This window comes from Streptomyces sp. NBC_01446 (genome assembly GCF_026340095.1).
GTDB classification, from domain to species: domain Bacteria; phylum Actinomycetota; class Actinomycetes; order Streptomycetales; family Streptomycetaceae; genus Streptomyces; species Streptomyces aureus.
On the sequence record NZ_JAPEPO010000001.1, the window covers coordinates 1365965 to 1383837 of the forward strand.

The 17873-nt window shown below is 67.0% G+C and carries 15 protein-coding genes; 3 read left to right on the top strand and 12 right to left on the bottom strand.

What is annotated here, in order from left to right; translation table 11 throughout:
* Positions 1–35: 35 nt before the first annotated feature.
* The 10 genes from OG456_RS06125 to OG456_RS06170 all read right to left on the bottom strand — a co-directional run bounded on the left by OG456_RS06125 (position 36) and on the right by OG456_RS06170 (position 11551).
* Positions 36–977, bottom strand: coding sequence for an NmrA family NAD(P)-binding protein (locus tag OG456_RS06125; RefSeq protein WP_266557958.1), 942 nt, complete (start codon positions 975–977; stop codon positions 36–38).
* A gap of 257 nt (positions 978–1234) precedes the next feature.
* Complete coding sequence (locus OG456_RS06130) at positions 1235–2440, bottom strand: VOC family protein (RefSeq protein ID WP_266557963.1); 1206 nt, start codon at positions 2438–2440, stop codon at positions 1235–1237.
* A gap of 11 nt (positions 2441–2451) precedes the next feature.
* Complete coding sequence (locus tag OG456_RS06135; RefSeq protein WP_266557966.1) at positions 2452–3573, bottom strand: fumarylacetoacetate hydrolase family protein; 1122 nt, start codon at positions 3571–3573, stop codon at positions 2452–2454.
* The gene (locus tag OG456_RS06140) at positions 3551–3910 is read right to left on the bottom strand and encodes a nuclear transport factor 2 family protein (RefSeq protein WP_266557968.1); all 360 of its coding nucleotides are present in this window, start codon (positions 3908–3910) and stop codon (positions 3551–3553) included. The genes OG456_RS06135 and OG456_RS06140 overlap by 23 nt, the downstream gene beginning before the upstream one ends.
* Before the next feature lie 55 nt (positions 3911–3965).
* The gene (locus OG456_RS06145; protein ID WP_266557970.1) at positions 3966–5444 is read right to left on the bottom strand and encodes an aldehyde dehydrogenase; all 1479 of its coding nucleotides are present in this window, start codon (positions 5442–5444) and stop codon (positions 3966–3968) included.
* A gap of 246 nt (positions 5445–5690) precedes the next feature.
* Positions 5691–6233: a plasmid pRiA4b ORF-3 family protein gene (locus tag OG456_RS06150; protein WP_266557977.1), complete on the bottom strand. Its 543-nt coding sequence runs from the start codon at positions 6231–6233 to the stop codon at positions 5691–5693.
* Positions 6223–7272 carry an IS630 family transposase gene (locus OG456_RS06155; protein WP_266557979.1) on the bottom strand — a complete coding sequence of 350 codons (1050 nt, stop codon included), beginning with the start codon at positions 7270–7272 and terminating at the stop codon, positions 6223–6225. Before OG456_RS06155 ends, OG456_RS06150 begins: the two co-directional genes overlap by 11 nt.
* A gap of 343 nt (positions 7273–7615) precedes the next feature.
* Positions 7616–7825: an aldolase/citrate lyase family protein gene (locus OG456_RS06160; protein WP_266557981.1), complete on the bottom strand. Its 210-nt coding sequence runs from the start codon at positions 7823–7825 to the stop codon at positions 7616–7618.
* 248 nt (positions 7826–8073) lie between these two features.
* Positions 8074–10401 carry a LuxR C-terminal-related transcriptional regulator gene (locus tag OG456_RS06165; protein WP_266557983.1) on the bottom strand — a complete coding sequence of 776 codons (2328 nt, stop codon included), beginning with the start codon at positions 10399–10401 and terminating at the stop codon, positions 8074–8076.
* A gap of 196 nt (positions 10402–10597) precedes the next feature.
* The gene (locus OG456_RS06170; protein ID WP_266557984.1) at positions 10598–11551 is read right to left on the bottom strand and encodes a LysR family transcriptional regulator; all 954 of its coding nucleotides are present in this window, start codon (positions 11549–11551) and stop codon (positions 10598–10600) included.
* A gap of 1141 nt (positions 11552–12692) precedes the next feature.
* Between OG456_RS06170 and OG456_RS06175 the strand changes: the two genes are divergently transcribed.
* Positions 12693–12965: an AlpA family transcriptional regulator gene (locus OG456_RS06175; protein ID WP_266557986.1), complete on the top strand. Its 273-nt coding sequence runs from the start codon at positions 12693–12695 to the stop codon at positions 12963–12965.
* 142 nt (positions 12966–13107) lie between these two features.
* Here the strand turns inward: OG456_RS06175 and OG456_RS06180 are convergent, their stop codons facing one another.
* Positions 13108–14487 carry a tyrosine-type recombinase/integrase gene (locus tag OG456_RS06180; protein WP_266557988.1) on the bottom strand — a complete coding sequence of 460 codons (1380 nt, stop codon included), beginning with the start codon at positions 14485–14487 and terminating at the stop codon, positions 13108–13110.
* Here OG456_RS06180 and OG456_RS06185 point away from each other — a divergent pair.
* Together OG456_RS06185 and OG456_RS06190 are read left to right on the top strand one after the other, a co-directional pair.
* The gene (locus OG456_RS06185; protein ID WP_266557990.1) at positions 14449–15732 is read left to right on the top strand and encodes an MFS transporter; all 1284 of its coding nucleotides are present in this window, start codon (positions 14449–14451) and stop codon (positions 15730–15732) included. The two genes, OG456_RS06180 and OG456_RS06185, sit on opposite strands and share 39 nt — an antisense overlap.
* Positions 15733–15833: 101 nt before the next feature.
* Positions 15834–16973 carry a lactonase family protein gene (locus OG456_RS06190; protein WP_266557992.1) on the top strand — a complete coding sequence of 380 codons (1140 nt, stop codon included), beginning with the start codon at positions 15834–15836 and terminating at the stop codon, positions 16971–16973.
* Between the two features lie 47 nt (positions 16974–17020).
* Here the strand turns inward: OG456_RS06190 and OG456_RS06195 are convergent, their stop codons facing one another.
* The gene (locus OG456_RS06195; protein WP_266557994.1) at positions 17021–17635 is read right to left on the bottom strand and encodes a hypothetical protein; all 615 of its coding nucleotides are present in this window, start codon (positions 17633–17635) and stop codon (positions 17021–17023) included.
* Between the last annotated feature and the right edge of the window lie 238 nt (positions 17636–17873).

Here is a 17873-nt window from a genome sequence, read left to right on the forward strand (position 1 = left end):
GCAAGCCTGCCGACAGTCGACGACAGGACCAGTCGTCACACCGCGTCATCGATCTGGTCGTAGGGCACCGACTTGACGCGCTCCATCACCGACCGCAGCGGCTCGGGGTCACGACCCGTGATCTGCTTCACGTGTTGAGTGAGGAGCGCCTGGTATCCCCCCGCGACCGCCAGATCAGCCGACACCAACTCGTCGCTGGCCCACATGTGGCCATCGGGACTGGGCGGCATGGCGGGGTCGTAGGTACGCGGGAGGCCTACGGAGTCGAAGAAGGCGAGACGCTGCTCCCCTGTCTGAGGCACATAGGTGATCGGCACCCCATGCACCTCGGAGCCGATGCGCACGATGTCCTGCATGCTCAGTAGCTCGGGACCAGTGATCTCATAGGCTCCACTGGCGTGCCGCTCGGGGTCGCGCAACACCGCCGCCGCGCTGCGGGCCACGTCACCCTTCGCCACCGGGGCCAGGGAGCCTTGCCCCGTCGCCATCTCCAGCCGACCGCTCGCGGTGGCGGGGGCGATCCAGACGTTGCTGACGATCTCGGCGTAGAGGTGATTGCGCAGGAGCGTGTACGCGATGCCGGAGGACCGGAGGTCCTGCTCCGTCGTCTTGTGATCCTTCGCCGACAGGGCGGGGTTGTTCGGCTGCTCGCCACCACCGACCGAGGTGTAGACGATGTGGCGGATGCCCGCCTGCTGAGCAGCGGCAATGGCATTGCGGTGTTCGGAGATTCGCCGACCGAGGTTGAGCCCGCTGATCAGGAGGAGTGTCTCGGCACCGCTGTATGCGGCGTCCAGTGACTCCCGGTCCCTGTAGTCGCCCTTCATGACGGTGACCCCTTGGGCCGCGCGGTCGGCGAGCTTCTCGGGTGTGCGCGTCACAAGCGCCAGTTCGATGCCCGGGTCCGCTTCCAGCAGCAACCTCGTGACGCGACGCCCGAGGTCCCCCGAGGCTCCGCTGATGACGATTCGACTCATGCTTGTCTCTCCGTTTCCTTACTTCCTTGACGACTCTGCTGAGGGCATGCGATGCGCGGTGTGACGGAAACGATCAGTGCTGAGGCGCCTTACTCAGCAGCGTCCAAGGCGCGCCAGCAGCACTTTTGAGCGGCCAGGATCCGGGCACGGGAAGGCCGAGCCCATGAACACGAGGGTCGCCCAAAGCCCTCACATGCGATCGGTTACGCCCCCGCCGGCATGACCACGCCAGGCCGGGGGTGCACCGAGGCACAGCGTCAGCCGAGCGGTCCCCAGAACGTCTCGCCGGCGTATGTGTCGGAGAGCGGCGTCAGTGTCTCGGGCCACACGCCGGCCTGTACCTTCCGACGCTCGTCCTTCGGCCGCACGCGGCCGTCCCAGCCGACCTGCTCCATGTAGTAGTACAGCTGCATCACGTGACCGTCGGGGGCGACCGCGTGGATGACGTAGTCGATGCCCGGGTGGATCTCCTGCGGCAGGTCGACGAGCTCGACGCCCTTTTCCTCCAGGAACGTCTTCGCCGCGCGGAGCTGCTCGTAGGAACCGACCTGCACACCGAAGGCGAGCAAGGTGCTGTCCTCCCGCGCACCGAGCACAGTGCGCAGTTCCAGTGGGAGGAGCGTCAGGCTGTGATGCTCGGTGTTCGCCCGCAGGAAGACAACGCGGTGTCCGGCTATCCGGGACTCCTCGCTCTTCTGCAGACCGAGTCGATCGGTGTAGAAGCGCTCAGCGGCATCGAGGTCCTCGACGAAGATGCTCACTGGTCCGACCCGCACCGGCTTGAACGGCCGCGCGAGCAGGACGCCTCCCACGTCGTACGTCTTCGGCAGGTCGTCCACCCAACGGTGACCCGACGTCAGATCGACGCCCTCGGCGAGGGCTTCGGCGACCTCGGTCGACTCCGACTTGTACGGCAGTTCCGGGTGCCCGTTGAGCCACGGCCACGTCACCTCGGGCTTGCTCAGGCCGTCCCAGCCGACCTGTTCGATGCCGTACTCCAGCTCGTTGACGTGGCCGGTCGGGTCCGGGAAGTAGGTGTGCCAGTTCGAGCCGGGGTCACGCCCGTAACGCTCGATCTTCTGCCCGAGCTCAGCGAGCCAGCGCCGCGCCTCGACGACTTCGCGAAGGCTGCCGACCTGCCAGGTGATCTGGTTGACCGTGATGTCGGAACGGGCCGGCGGCTCCATGTGCTCGGCCCACGGGCGCGGCATGAGCACGAAGGTGTGGTGGTCGCTGTTGTGACGGAGGAAGTAGATGTGCTTGTCGGGCACACCGTCGAGCCAGGGGCCCGGGTCGTACTTCTCGAGATCGAGGGTGTCGGCGACTGCGAACCCGAGCACGTCCCGGTAGAACTTCGCCGACTCAGCTGTGTTGTCGACGCTGATACCGAAGTGGTTGAGTCGCCGGATCTTGAAGGGGCGGTCATACATGACGCCGCCGACCTTGAACTTCTTCGCGGTCATGTGCTCTGTCCTCAGTCGGTCGGCTTGACAACTTCGTTGCGGATGGTGCCGATCAGGGCGGAGGAGACTTCCACGACATCACCGGGCTTGACGAACAAGGTGTCCGGAACCGAGCCGTCGGACTCCTGCCGGCTGGAATCGACGGCGGTGCCCTTGGGCGTACCACTGGCGATCAGGTCACCGGGCCACAGAGTCGTGTCCCTGGACAGGTGTTCGCCGAGCGCGGCGAAGGAGTGAATCATGGAGCTCGTGTTGCCGCTCTGGCGCAGCTCGCCGTTGACCCGGCATTCGATGGGAATGTCCTGCGGATCGATTCCCTCGTTCACGATGATCCAGGGCCCGATCGTCGCAGAGGTGTCGAAGTTCTTCGCGTACATGAAGTCGGGGCCGAAGGAGACGTTGTCCCTCACCGACCAGTCGTTGAACAGGGTGTATCCCCACACATGCGACGTGAAATCGTCGCCCTTGATGTCGCGACCACTCTTGCCGATTACGACGGCCACCTCCGCCTCGTAGTCCAGCCGCTCGGTGCGTGCCGGGTAGCGCACCGGATCGCCGCTCGCGGAGACGGCGCGGTGGTCCTTCACGAAGAACTTGGGCCCTCCCTCGACAAGACGGTTGATAGTGGTCTTGGCGTCACCGCCGCGAGAGTTCTCAGCTGCGCTCTGCATGTGGTCAGCGAAGTTGGCGAGAGCGCAGAGGATCCGGGACTGGCCCTCAATCGGGGCGTGCAGCCTCACCTCGTCAAGTCCGAAGCTGAGCTGCTCCCCTGTCACACCACGGACGTCCTGCGCCTGGTCGACCAGGTACTCCAGTGCAGCTCGGGCACCGTCGAGGGCTCGCGCCCCCTCCTCAATGAATGCGTTGAGCTGGGCCGGAACGGCTGCGGCTGCCTCGGCGAGTGGCCGGGCGGCATGCGAGGTCTCGGCCAAGTACTTGGCATACGCGCCGTTGATGTCGACGACGGAACCCTCGTGTACCACACCGACCCGCCGAGCCGGGCCGAAGACTGTGACCTTCATCGTTCTCCTTGTGAACTCGTGGAAATGTGCAAAGCACGACGGGGCGCCGGGCTCATCGGCGATGCGATCCCCGAGTGCTCGTCGGCCTTCACGCCGGATCGGGGTCGACACCGACCTTGTCGAAAAGACGCCCATCCACAGGGCTGAGGCTGTAAATGGCGAGACGCTCGATCTTCCCGTTCCGGACCGTGAAGAAGTCACCGAGTGTCACGGCACTTCCGTTCGCGATCAGGTCGATCTCCACTGCGATGTTTTCGCCGTCGACGACGAATTGTTTCGGGTTCGGCTTCATCGCGCCGGGAGTGAGACCGTTCTCGTACATCCGCCTGATCGCCTCGGCACCGGTCAGCGTGCCCGCGGCGTTCTGCAGGACCGCGTCCGGGGCGAACAAATCGGCCACGGCATGCGGATCGGCTGCGGTGACGCCGGCGAAGTAGGCGGTGACCACCTCGACAGGACTACTCATTTCTGCCCGTCCTCTCTCATTGTTCCTGGGGAATGCGTCATGCCGGGCGGTACCTCGTCGATGCGTAGATCGACTTGTATTCGAGGTAGGCGTTGATCCCCTCCGGCCCGAGCTCGCGACCGATTCCGGAGTCCTTGTATCCCCCGAACGGCGCGCCGAGATCGAGGGTGTAGTAGTTGAGCCCGATCGTGCCGGTACGGACGCGACGTGCCACGGCCAGCGACCGGTCCTCGTCGGCGCTCCAGACCGAGCCCCCGAGGCCGTAGTTGCTGTCGTTGGCGATCCGGACCGCGTCATCGTCGTCGTCGAACGGGATGAGCGCCATGACGGGACCGAACACCTCTTCGCGGGCGAGCCGGTCGGCGTTGTCGACGTCGGCGAAGACCGTGGGTTGCACGAACCACCCCCGGTTCAGGTGCTCCGGACGGCCACCGCCGGTGATAAGGCGGGCGTCCGAGTTCTTGGCAGTCTCGATGTAGCCGAGGACGCGCTCCAGGTGCCCGCGGGTGGCCATGGGACCCATCGTCACTGAGGGATCGAGGGGGTCTCCGAGCTTGTACGCGTCCGCGAAACTCGCGATCGCGTCGACGACCTCGTCGTAGCGGGAGCGTGCGATGAGGATTCTCGACTGGGTCGTGCAGGTCTGGCTGTTGTTGAGGAAGGACGCGTTGTCCAGGCCGGCGAGCAGAGTCTCGACGTTCCCGTCTTCCAGGAAGATCGCAGCCGACTTGCCGCCCAATTCGAGGGTGACCCGGCGAATCAGCCGGCCGCACTCCTGTCCGATGGCCCGACCGGCCTCGGTGGACCCGGTGAAGGCGACCTTGTCGACCAGCGGGTGCGACACCAGCGCGGCGCCGGCGTCGCGGTCACCGAGCACGATGTTCAGCACGCCCTCGGGCAGCCCGGCCTCCTGGGCGGCGTCGGCGAAGACGTACGAGTCGAGGGCGGTCTCCGGCGACGGCTTCAGCACCACCGTGCAGCCGGCGGCGAGCGCCGGTGCGATCTTGAACATGGCGAGCGCCTGCGGGAAGTTCCACGGCGTGATCGCGGCGACCACGCCGACGGGTTCGCGGCGGACGATCGTCGACCCGGCCTGGCTCGGGCGCGCCTCTTCCAGCGGGAGGCTCTCGATGACGTCGGCGTACATCCGCAGGAGGATGGCGGGCGCACCGCCGTTCAACATCTGAGAGAGTCCGATCGGCATTCCGTTCTCGCGGCTTACCAGAGTCGCGGTGTCCCCAGCGCGCTTGTCGAGCGCGTCCGCGAACCTGCGCAGCACCGCGGCGCGTTCGGCCGCTGGGGTACGCCCCCAGGGGCCCTCGTCCAGCGCGCGGCGGGCGGCACGGACGGCGGCGTCGATGTCCGCTTCGGTGCCCAACGCGGCGACGCCGATGCGCTCGCCCGTGGCGGCCTCGATCTGATCCTGCACGCGGTCGCCGCTCGGGTTGACCCATGCTCCATCAATGAAGAAGCGCTTACGGTCGAGGTCGCTGGGACGCTCGGCGGTAAGGGACATATTTTCTCCTTGTGGTTACGTCGCTGACATCACCCGTAAATAAAGGATGTGGTTTGGAATCGGATTTGACGATGCCGGATAATTTCACCCAGCGATTCGCCTGAAGCATGACGGTGTGCGGAGATCGGGAAGCAGACCCGCAATGAGGACAACCGGCTGCCGGTACGCCGACCTGAGCATCAGTCCGCGTTCCGCAGAATCACCTGTGTCCGAGCTAGTGCTGCGCCGCGGAAGTTCCGCCGATGGCTATCGGACGGTGAGGCGGTTGTTGGTGTCTTCGAGGTCGAAGTGGCTGGGGTCGAAGGTGCCGCCGACCCATTCGAGTAGTTCGTCGTGTTCCTCGTGTCCCGGGTCGGTGATGGCTTCGAGGAAGTTCGCGTAGCCCCACGGGCCGCCGCAGTCCTCCGGTGGGCAGGCCCGCCGGCCGGTCAGGCAGTGGGGGTAGGCCGTTCCCGGAGCCCGGGGCAGGGTCTTCTCCACCTCGATGTGGTGCACCCAGTCGTCGCCGAAGTCGTAGGTGTAGCCGATCCTGTCGCCGATGGCGGGTGCAACTGCATGAAGCGGGACCTTGCGTTCGTCGCGGTGGCCGAGCTCGCTGTCGCGGCGCCCGTAGTCGCCGGTCGGGGTCTGGAAGAGGTGCATGTGGTAGTTCTCCCAGCCCATCGCGGTCTGGATCACCAGGTGCAGGCGGTCGAGCGTGAGGTCGGCCGGGACCTGCAGCCGCCGCCAGATCGGAGGGCGGATGTCGGCCAGGGTGACCTTGATCTGCAGGACGGAGTCAGCGGGCATGGCACGGTTCCTTCGCAGTGGCGGTGCTCTCGTGCCCAGTCTGGCGCGGTCGTCCTTCGTAGTTCCAACGAAACGGACGAGCGGTCGCGTTGTGGACGATGGTGAAGTCGGTGACCTTCTCCAGCAGGTCTGCGCGGGAGGAGAAGTCCCCGTGGCGCAGGACGGCCCGGGCCAGAAGGGAGAAGAAGATCTCCACTTGGTTGAGCCAGGAGGCGTGTTTAGGGGTGTAGTGCGCCACGATCCGTGGATGCTTCGCCAGCCAGGCCCGAGTGGCCCTGGAGACGTGCGAGGAGCCGTTGTCCAGCACCAGATGGACCGTCAGCCCGGCAGGGATGCAACGCTCCAGACGGGCCAGGAACTTCACGAAATGCGCGGAGTCGTTGCGTGGCAGGTTCTCCACGACGACCTGCCCGCTGTGCACGTCCAGCGCGGCAGTGACCGAGACGGTGCCATGGCGGACGTACTCGAACTCCCGCAGACGCACCCGTCCAGGACCGGGCAGCCGGTCGGGGTACTTGCGGGAGCGGGCAGACATCGCGGTCTTCTCGTCCACCGACACCACCACCGAGTCCGGCGGGCGGCTGAGGTAAAGGGCACATACCTCGGCCGCCCTGCTGAAGAAGTTCGAATCAGCGGGCCGGGTCAGCCAGCCACGCACTCGGTGCGGCTTGACCTGGAGCGCGGCGAGAATCCTGCCGATCTGGGAGGAAGAGATGCCGGTGTCAGCCAGATGATGGGCGATCAGCCGGTGCGACCAACCGCCATGCGGATGCGGCGGAGCGCTGGTGGCCGTCGCCACGATCCGCAACCGAACTTCCGGACCGTAGACGGGAGGTCTACCCGAGCGGAGCCGGTCCTCCAGCCCCGCCAATCCTTCCCGGGCGAATCGGTCCCGCCACCGCACCACCGTGGAGACATCCACCCGAGCGATCTCCGCTATCTGCCGGGCCGGACACCCTTCCGCAGCCAGCAGAACAATGTGCGCACGGCGCGCGGCACGCTGCGGGGTGGTGTGCGCACGAACCCGGTCCTCCAACACAGAACATCAGGATCAAGCACCATGCCCGGTCAACGACCCGATAGCCATCGGCGGAACTTCCGCGGCGCAGCACTAGGACCGGCGCGTCAACCATGTGTCCGTCAACGCGAACCGCTCCGTTCCCGGAGACTGATGGGACAACACGGCGGGCCCAGCGGACGGCCTCCTCGTCGGGCCGAACGCGGCGGGGGTGATCGGCGCGCGCACGTCGAGCGCGTAGTCGAGGTGACCGAAAGCGAGGCGGGGCCACCTGGTGTGGCGGCGAGGTCATGGACTCGCACAATGCAGCCGCTGACTCGATCAAGGCGATGACTGGCAAGCCGGTCCGTTGGGCGACGGTCGTCTATGGCTGGGGCGAGTCGACTTTCGGAAGCTTCGCGGCGCCCAAGCCCGGGATGCCGACCAAGGCATCAAGGTCCGTACCGAACGACGCGCTTGACGGGGCATTGATCCGGACACAGGCACGACCGTCGCTCGAAAGCCATGCGCCCGCTGATGCCCGCGCGTCGTCCTTTCGGTCTTCCTCGACCGCATCCTCGAGATCGATCGCCACGAGATCGGCGCGGGAGTGACAGGCGTCGGGCGCGTCAGCCGGGTCTACACCGACTCGCCGCCTTCGGACTCGGCCTCTCCGGAGTCTCGGTGCGCGAGACGTACGGCATCACCGCCACCGAACTTTCAGCCAGACTCGACATCCCTCTGATGCTGCACTAGCTCAAACGCGGGCGCGTCCTCCGGCTGCTGGCCGTACGGATCCAAGCGGCCGAGGAGGCTGTCCCGGGCCACCCCGCGCCGACAGCTTCATTCCTTGCCCTGAAGCGCCTGGGCCGCCCATACGCCTGCTTCGGTTCGGGAGCGGAAGCCGAGCTTGCTCAGAATGTGTTCGACATGGACCTCGACTGTCCTCTGGGAGAGCACAAGCCTTGTGGCAATGGCTCGATTGCTCAGGCCCTCAGCGAGCAGTGACGCGACCTGCCTCTCCCGCGGAGTGAGCAGATCGGACCCAGACACCGCGCTTGCCTGGCCCTTCTCAGCAGCGGCAGCACCGCCGAGCGCCAGGCTCATCTGCCGGCCCGGCTCCAGACGCCGGCCCGCCTCGTAGGCGCGCTGGAACGCAGCCTTTCCGAGCCGCTCCTGCGCGGCGCGTGTGATCGCTTCATAGCGCGAGGCCAGCACGGGCCCGAAGGCCTTGGTCTCGGTGTCGAGCAAGGTCCACAGCGCTTCGACGATCCCCAACAGTTGTGCCGCCTTCTTGGGGTCGTGGTTGTCCAGGGCAATTCCCGCCAACAGGTTGACGACGAGTGCTGTGCCGAGGTCGTCTCGGAATTCGCGTTTGAGCTCGAGGCTCTGCTTGGCCAACTCACCGGCGACGTCCAAGCCCTGACGCGTCCAGGCATCGAACGCCAACACCCACAAAGCGTAAGAACGGCCCCACGTCTCGCCCAGGCTCTCGCTCAGGCTGATGGCTTCCTGACAGGCGTCCGACGCCCCCTGGTGGTCCCCCAGGGCACTTCTGACGAACCCGAGCAGGAACAGGGTCATCATCCGCCCCTCTGCGTCCGACAAGTCAACGTGCACTTTGTATGCCGTCTCGAAGGCTTCGCGGGCGGCCTCGAGATCCCCCGAGGTCAGTGCGGTCTGTCCGGTCCATGTGGCAATGTGCGCGGCCAGTCTCGGGTCGCCGACCGAGCGCGCGATCTCGCGCGCCTCTTTCAGAAAGCGTTGGGCACTAGGAAGTTCACCGTGGAGTGCCGCGACCGACGCTGCTGCCCAGAGCGCGTTGCCGCGCTCGACGGACTCGGTCCTGTCCGTGGCAAGCGCCCTGTTCAACCAGCGCTTGCCTTCGCGGAGATGACCGGTAATCCAGAAGAAGCGGAGGCTTGATCCGAGCTCCAACGCATCACGGGAGCGGCCCGGGTCCTGCAGGAGACCGCTGAAAGCCATCTCGATGTTGGTGAAATCGGACTCCAACCGCTGGATGGAATCGACCTGGCCGGGGCCGAAGAAGCTCTTCGCCGTCTGCGTCGCCCAGGTCCGGTAGTACTCCACGTGCGCACGTCGAGCGCGGGCGTGGTCCTCGCTCCCTTGGGCGCGCTCCAGGGCGAAGTCTCTGAGTGTTTCAAGGATGCGGTAGCGCATTTCCCCCCGTGTCAGCTCAGGGAGGAGAATTGACTTGGAAACCAAGCCGTCGAGGGAGTCGAGGAGCTTGGTGCCTTCCAGGGGCTCGAATCCGCACACAGCCCGGATCCCCTCGAGAGCGGGGCTGCCGCTAAAAGCGGCCAGCCTCGCCCAGAGCAGTTGCTCGTCCGGAGAGCAAAGGTCGTAGCTCCACTGCACCAGCGCGTCGAGCGAGTGGTGGTGCGGTGTCGCGGTGAGGTCGCCGCGATTCAGGAGCGCGAACCTGTCATTGATGCGGTCTAGCAGCTCATGGACCGGCAGGGACCTCAGTCTGGCGGCAGCGAGCTCGATGGCCAGCGGCATCCCATCCAGGCGAGCGACCAATTCCGCGACCGCCGACCTATCGCGCTCGGTGATCTCGAACTGATCGTTGACGGCCTTGGCCCGAGCTTCGAGCATGGCCACGGCCGGATAGTCGCGTAGCTCACCTACGGTGAGGTGCCGGTCCTTCGGAGGTACTGACAGAGGGCGGACGACAATCACTCGCTCCCCCCTGATCCGCAGCGGCTCTCTGCTGGTGGTCAGCACACGTAGCTCACTGGAGACGGTGAGGAGTGAAGACACAAGTCGTCGGCATCCGGGGAGCACGTGCTCGCAGTTGTCCAGGACGAGGAGCAGCGAGCGGTCGGCCACATGACGGCGGAGCTGTTCCTCGGCGTCCATGGTCGGCAGGGCACTCAGCCCAAGGTTCGTCGCCACGGTTTCGGCGACGGTGTCCGAGCTGCGAAGAGCGCCCAGCTCGACGAACCGCGTCCCCTCTCGGAATGCTCGTTCAACGGTGCTCGACATCGCGGCAGCCAATGAGGTCTTGCCCACCCCGCCGGGACCGGTGAGTGTCACGAGGCGACTCGAGGAAAACAGGTCTCGGGCATCGGCAAGCTCTCGCTCACGACCGAACATATCAGCCAGAAGGGGCGCGTACGGTCGAGAGATGGATGCGTGCCTGCTCATGAGGGCCATTGTCCGCTGAGGCGCCGCACGGGCAAACCCGTCTGCGCGCACCAAAGGTCGCCCGGCCCTCTGCCGGTCGGGCAGGACGCGAACGCGATTATCGCAGCCGTTCACATCGGCGATGGTGTCCTTCCCAACCTGTTCGAGACGCGGGACGACACCCAGAGTGTCGTCCCCAGGGCGCGCCCCGCAGAGATCACGAGTTCCCCACGGCCGTGAGCACCTCCCTCCGAGTTCCCGCGCCCGGCGTTCGCTCCGAATGCGACGCGCGCGTTGAGCCCCTCGCCACGAACTCCACGAAGCGTCTCGCGGCCTGGCTACTCGGGCCACCCCGCCGGGTGACCGCGCCGTAGGACCGGAAAGCGGTCGGGTCGCTGAACGGGATGCCGCGGATCACGGGCCCCGGAGCGTGCCCCGGCCTTGGTACGGGCACGACGGCCACCCCCATCCCAGACGCCACCAGGGCGTGGAGGGTGGACAGCTCGCTCACCTCGATTTTGATACGGGGACTGAACCCTGCTTCTCGGCACAGGCGGTCCATGACATGGCGCAGACCGAACTCGGCCCTGAGCGCGACCATCGGCTCGTGCGTCAGGTCAGCGATCGTCACGTGGTCGCGGCCCTCGAACGCATGGCCAAGCGGAACACCGAGGCACAGCTCCTCGCGCCCCAGGGGAATCCACTCCAGGTCGTCGGCGACCGGCTCGGGAGCCACGAAGCCGACGTCGATGTTTCCGTGACGCACGTCGTCGACCACGGTGTCACAGGCTCCGCCGCTCAGCTCGAAAGTCGTGCTCGGGGCGTGTTCGCGGTACCGGCTCATGAGGTCTGGCACCAGCCATCCGCCGAATGAATGGACGAATCCGAGCGACACCGAGCCCCGCTCCGGGTCGACCAGTGAGGCGATCCGCTCCGCGCCTCTGCCGAGCTCGTTCATGGCCCGCTCAGCGTGGGCCTGAAAGATCTCCCCGTACTTGTTGAGCCGCAGCCCGTTCCGGTGGCGGTCGAAGAGCTTCACTCCCACTTTGCGCTCAAGCCGGGCCAAGGCTCGTGACAGCGTCGGTTGGCTGACGTTCAGGCGCAGCGAAGCTGCCGTCATGTGCTCGGTCTCGGCCAACGTGGTGAACCAATCGAGCTCACGCAGTTCCATGGTCACCCTCCGTTACTCTGATGGAGGTTTGCGGGCGCGGGGGGCCTGCGACTGTGTCGCCGACCACGACCCATCGATGACCGAGTGCAGCTGGTTTCCCACGGTTTTCGGCGTCCCGACCGATCATCGTGATCACATCATTTCCGCATAGCTCCTGTAGGTGAGGCCCACACTCCGCCCTCCGGCCGACCTCCACATCCGGATGAATACGTATCCGCTACGTAGGTCGAGGCGCTACGTACTCCGGTCAGGGACGGCGGGGGCCGACGGCGTTCGGCAGTCGTCAGGCCCCATCCAGGACGCCTCACTGTGGGTGACGATCCCGACCGGTAGCGCCGCATCGATGGCGAGCAGGCGCGGTGGGTAGTCGCGTCGTGCCAGCACGCGCCGAACCCACGGCTCAAGGAACTGATGCGGGCCGGTCCGGCATCTGAGCGCCTGCAGCGGCGAACGCCTCACCGCAGCCGAATTGCAGCAGGCCATCAGGCCGGGCGCCGGGCCGTGGCACGGGCGGAGGCAGTTCGGTGGAGGATAAGAGGGCTGCTTGGGTCGCGCGGCCGAACAGGTTCGCTCGCCGCTCGGAGGCACTCCTACGAGATCACTTCGAGCAGTTCGAGTACCTGGACGCTGACGGGGACGTCCTCAGGTCGACGGGGGTGACAGCCGACAAACTCGGCGAGGGGTAGACGAACAAAGGGGGACACGGCTCCAGTGACCAGCGCTCCGCGAGAGCCGATACTGCCGGAAGTGAGCGGTTGGGAGCACCGGTCTGCAACCGCACGCCCACCTGATACTCCGTTAGCAGAGTCAGCAATAGGTCAGCATCAGCCCCGCCAGAACCCGCTTCCAGCCGCCACGGACCGCCAAGATCGAAAACTTTCCAAACCCGCTTTGATCAGGGAAAACACTGGTCAGAGGCCCAGATGCTACGCTCACTTGGAGGTACCCATGAGGATGCTCATCAACGTGCCTCAAGTCGGGATGGCTGCAGGACATCCGGAACTCAGTTTGGAGTAAGGGGGCCTCGGGACGTTGTTCCAACGGGCCCTGATCCACAGACGGCGGTCCAACGGTCGTAGAGCGCTCAGACACTTCACGTCCCGCTTCGGCTCCCCACCCACCTGACGCACCGTGCCTCCTCGTGGGGCATCGCTACCAGGTATTCCCCAGCAAGACCAAGTCGGGCCTGGCAAAGACACTGGCCTCCCACGCCGATTCTGGAGGTCCGATGCGCCCGCAGTTCATGGATGCCAGGCAGACCGCCGAGTACCTCAACATGTCCGTCACGTGGGTCTACCGTGACGCCCCTCGGCTGGGGCTGGCCGCCCACAAATTCGGTGCAGGCCGGAACGCGAAGTTGCAGTTCAAGGTCTCCGAGGTAGATGCGTGGGCTCGACAGCAGCGCATCGACTGATTCGGCGGCTCCGGAGGTCCGTACTTCCGGAGCCGCCGCCTCTTCACATAACCAGTGCCAGGTCGGGCACCTGCGTCGCCTTACAGTTCAACTGCCGCTGCACAAGGCCAACGTCGGCATGGAGAGCTTCCCCGCGCCGTCTTCAGGCAGCAAGGTCGTGCAGGCCTCGGTCGAGGAGCCTCGCCGCCCGCCCGATCGAAGCTGGCATCAGGTGCCGGTAGATCCGGAACGTGACTTCGATGCTCTTGTGCCCCATCCACTCGGCGACATCCGTGATGGGGATGTTGTGCGCCAGGCAGTTCGCCGCGAAAAAGTGCCGGTACCCGTAGATCGTCATGCCCTCGGGCATGTCCACGTCCTTGCCGGCCAGCTTCCGGTACCAGATGGCGTTGATCGTGCTGTGGTTCATGTGCTTCGCGCGGGTTCCTTGGAGGACATAGCCGTCGTCGGTGGTTCCGTGCTGCTCGACGAAGCGCTCGATCGATTCACGGATGCTTCGGGGCAGCGGGACTTCGCGGAAGTCCCCAGGCTTCCTGTGCTTGAGCTGCTCGAGCTTCTTCGTCCGGTAGTGGACCTGCTCCGTGACTCGGTAGACGTCGTCAGCCACGATGTTGTTCACGTTCAGGGCCAGCGCCTCTCCGTTGCGCAGGCCGCAGCCGGCCATCATGTCCACGAACATCGAGAAGCGGTCGTGCGCGGCAGCCATCTTGATCTCGACGATCTGTTCCTTGGTAGGCACGACGGCCCGCTCGGCCTCGTACCGTGGCGCGTCGACGTCTTGCAACGGGTGGCCGCTGATGGCCCCCTTGCGGTGGGCATCGAGCAGCAGCGTCTTGAGTAGGACGTAGACCTTGAACTGGGTGGGGTCAGGTGTTCCGAGGCGATCCATCGTCGTGAGGAAGTTCTCCACCACGAGCGGGCTGAAGGTCTCCACACGCCGCGATCCGAGCTCCGGGATCAGGTGGTTCCGCGCAAGGTGCTCATACTCGTACGCCGTACCGTACGAGAGTCGCCGTTGTCGGCCCATGTAGTCGCCGACGAAGTCCTCGAACCGCATCTGCCCGTAGTGACGTATGAGTTCGGCCTTGGACGCGGGCGTGCTGGCCTTCCGCGCGTACAGCTCGACAAGCCGTTCCTTGGCAGCGTCCTGCGTGCGGAAGCCGCTCTCCTCCCGCTGCTTGCCGCTCGCGTCTCGGTACCGGATGAAGTAGGGGTGCGGGCATCGTGTGGGCTGGCTGCAGCTGCACGGCTTGGCAAAGGATCCCATGCCACGGGCGAGCTGCTTGGGGATGGAAGGCAATGTACTGACCTCGGGCTCTTGCTGACCTTTTGCTGACTCAGCGCCCGTGATTTTGGTTCGGATCCCCGGCCGCACCAAACGGCACAGCCAGTCGACCAGAGCGGAGCGAACCGGATGACGGCGATGTGTCGACTCCGTCAAACCGCATGTGAGCAGGAACTTTCCGGGGATAGCGTCAGGATCATGACAGAGACCCTCACAGCCGCCACCCGGCCCGCTCACCCACTCCGCCAGCTCCTCGCCGCCTCCGTCGGCAACGCCGTGGAGTGGTACGACTGGTACGCCTACACCTTTCTGGCCACGTACATCGCGGGCCAGGTCTTCCCCAAGGGCTCGGGCAACTCCCTCGTGCCGCTGCTCTCCACGTTCGCGGTGTTCGCCGTGGGGTTCTTCATGCGGCCGGTCGGCGGGCTCCTCATGGGAGCGGTCGCCGACCGGCACGGGCGCCGGGCCGCGCTGACCGTGACCATCCTCCTGATGGGCGGCAGCAGCCTGCTGGTCGGGCTCACCCCGACGTACGCGGCCGTGGGCGTCCTCGCGCCCGTCGTGCTCGTCCTCGCGCGACTGCTCCAGGGCCTGTCCGTCGGTGGCGAGTTCGCGGCCTCGACCACCTTCCTCGTGGAGTCGGCGGGCCCGGGACGGCGCGGCCTGTTCTCGTCCTTCCAGTACGTGTCGACGTCCGCCGGGCAGCTCGCGGCGTCCGGAGTCGCGGCGGCGCTGGTGAGCACGCTCGGCGACGGGCAGATGGACGGCTGGGGCTGGCGCGTGCCGTTCGTGCTCGGCGCGCTCCTCAGCCTGGTCGGCTTCTGGATCCGGCGCGGCGCGTACGAGACGCGCAGCGCCGAGCGGCGCGCGGCCGAGCGGCCCGGACTCTTCGACGCGCTGCGCCATCACCCGCGCGAGTCGCTCCTGATCTGCGGCATCACCGCTGGCGGCACACTCGCCTACTACACGTGGACGTCGTATCTGCCCACGTACGCGGAGCTGAACGCGGGCATCGACAAGGCCGACGCCCTCGTCGCCGGCACCATCGCGCTGGCCTTCTTCGCCCTGCTCCAGCCCGTCGGCGGAATGCTCTCGGACCGGTTCGGGCGCAAGCCGCTCCTCCTCTTCTTCGGCCTGGGTTTCGCGCTGCTCAGCGTGCCGCTGCTGCGCTCGCTCGGCAGCTCGTTCGCCTCGCTGCTCCTGGTGCAGTGCGCGGGGATGGTGCTGCTCACCGGTTTCACCTCGATCTCGGCCGCGGTCAACGCCGAGGTGTTCCCCGCGCGGGTGCGCGCGGCGGGCATCGGCTTCCCGTACTCGCTGACCGTCGCCGTCTTCGGCGGGACGGCCCCCTATGTCGGCACGCTGTTCAAGGAGACCGGGCACGCCGGGTTCTTCCCCTGGTACGTCGCCGTGCTCTGCCTGGTGTCGTCCGTGGTGTACCTGCGGCTGCCGGAGAGCGCGCACAAGGAGCTCGACCGCTGAGGCGCGTTGCACATGGTGCAACCAGAGTTGCGCCTCTTGTCAGTTGAAGGGGCACGCACCAGGGTAGGAGCCACGTCACTCTGACACCGGAGGTACCAGGAATGAGCAGCAGCACCGGCCGCCGCCGCTTCCTCGGCGGGATCGCGGCCGTCGCGGCCGGCGGTGTCGTCACGGCGGCGGCGGGTCCCGCGCAGGCCGGGGCGCCGCGCGCGGGACGGCCCCTGTTCCTCGGCACGTACACCTCGCAGGACGGCGGTGGCAGCGGCATCGGGCTCGCCATGTACGACGCGAGCACGGGCCGGATCACGGGTACCGGCACGATCGACGGGGTGGCCGACCCCTCGTATCTGGCGCTGCACCCGCGCGGCCACACCCTGTACGCGGTCGACGAGGGGCAGGACGGCGGCGTGACGGCGGTCCGGCTCGCGGACCGGCGTGTGCTCGGCCGGCAGAGCACCGGCGGCGCGGGCCCCTGCCATCTGTCGGTGCACCCGAGCGGCCGGTGGCTGCTGAGCGCCAACTACCTCTCGGGCAGCGTCGCCGTGCACCCGATCGCCGGCTCCGGGGCGCTCGGTGAACGCACGGCGCTCGTCCCCCACTCGGAGCCCGCGCCCGGCCCCGGCCAGGAGGGCCCGCACGCGCACCAGATCATCACGTCCCCGGACGGGCGGCACGTGCTCGCCGTCGACCTGGGCAACGACACCGTCTACACGTACCGCCTCGACACGGCGGCCGGGACGCTCACGCAGGTGTCGTACGCGTCGCTGCGTCCGGGCGCGGGCCCCCGCCACCTCACGTTCCACCCGGGCGGCCGCTTCGTGTACCTCGCCAACGAGGTGGACAACACGGTGGTCGTCTGCGCGTACGACCCGCCGACGGGACGCCTCACGCCCGGCGAACCGCAGCCCACCGGCACCGGGTCCGGCACCAGCTACCCGGCGCAGATCCTGGTCACCGCCGAGGGCGGCTTCGCCTATCTCGCCAATCGCGGGCACAACAGCCTGACCCGGTACGCGATCGAGGCGGACGGCGCGCGGCTGCGCCTGCTCGACACGGTTCCCGTCGGCGGCGACTTCCCGCGCCACATCGCCTTCTCGCCCGACGAGCAACTCCTGTTCGCCGCGAACCAGAAGTCGGCGTCCGTGACCGTCTTCCACGTCGACCACTGCGGCGGCGGGCTCACCCCGGCGGAAGGTCCCGCGTTCGCCGCGCCGATCGCCGTCTGCGCACTGCCTCAGTAGAGCGTGGTCCGGTAGACGCGCGGACGGCCGTGAGAGGGGCCGTCAGGTCACCGCATGATCCCGGTGAGCGCGTCCCCTTCCTTCGCGCACTCCCACGCGCCGTCGCAACACGCCTGCCAGGACCGGGCGTCGGGCCCGAGCAGCACGACGCGCTGGCCGGCGGACGGAGGCGTCAGGAGCGACAGGCGCAGTCCCGCGGTCTCGACGACCAGGCCGGTGGCGGTCCGGCCCGCTCCCGCCGCGGGGCCGTCCGGCAGCCGCGTGGCCTCGGGCAGGGCCTCGGCGACCTCGCCCGCCGGGTAGCCGAAGAGGTCTATGTCGTCCCAGGCGACCGGCGTCGCGGGGGCGGGGACCGTGGTGGTGACGTCGAGCCGGGCCAGCCGGTCCGCCGCGCCGGGGCCGCCGCCCCAGAAGCCGAGCGTGACGCCGTCGAACTCCGCCTCGAAGGCCCAGTCCGGATCGTGGAGAAGCCCGTTGAGCCAGGCGTCGTGCGCGTGCCGCAGCTCCGGGTACTGCTCGCGCGTCAGCGTCATGCACTGCCGCCTGCGCGTGACCGCGCCCTCGGTGAGTGTGGAGAGCACCTCGTCGGGCGTCATCCCGAACCGCACCGCCCCCGCACCGCCGGGCAGCGTCACGCCTGTGTCCTGCGACAACTCCAGCATCGCCCCATTGTTCACGGCGGAGCCCGGGAGACAACCCCCCTGCGGTCCCGCGCGCCCCTCCAGCAAACCTGCACACCGAATGCGCAGTCCGGCCACGGTGTGCTGTGAATGCACACAACCCTCAAATGCGGACCCGGCCATAAATGCGGGAGTGTCCATTTTGCAGAAATTCATGAGCCCGCCCGGAAATTCGGACCTGTGGATTCTGTGAAGGGTCTGCCCCCACAACGTGAACACT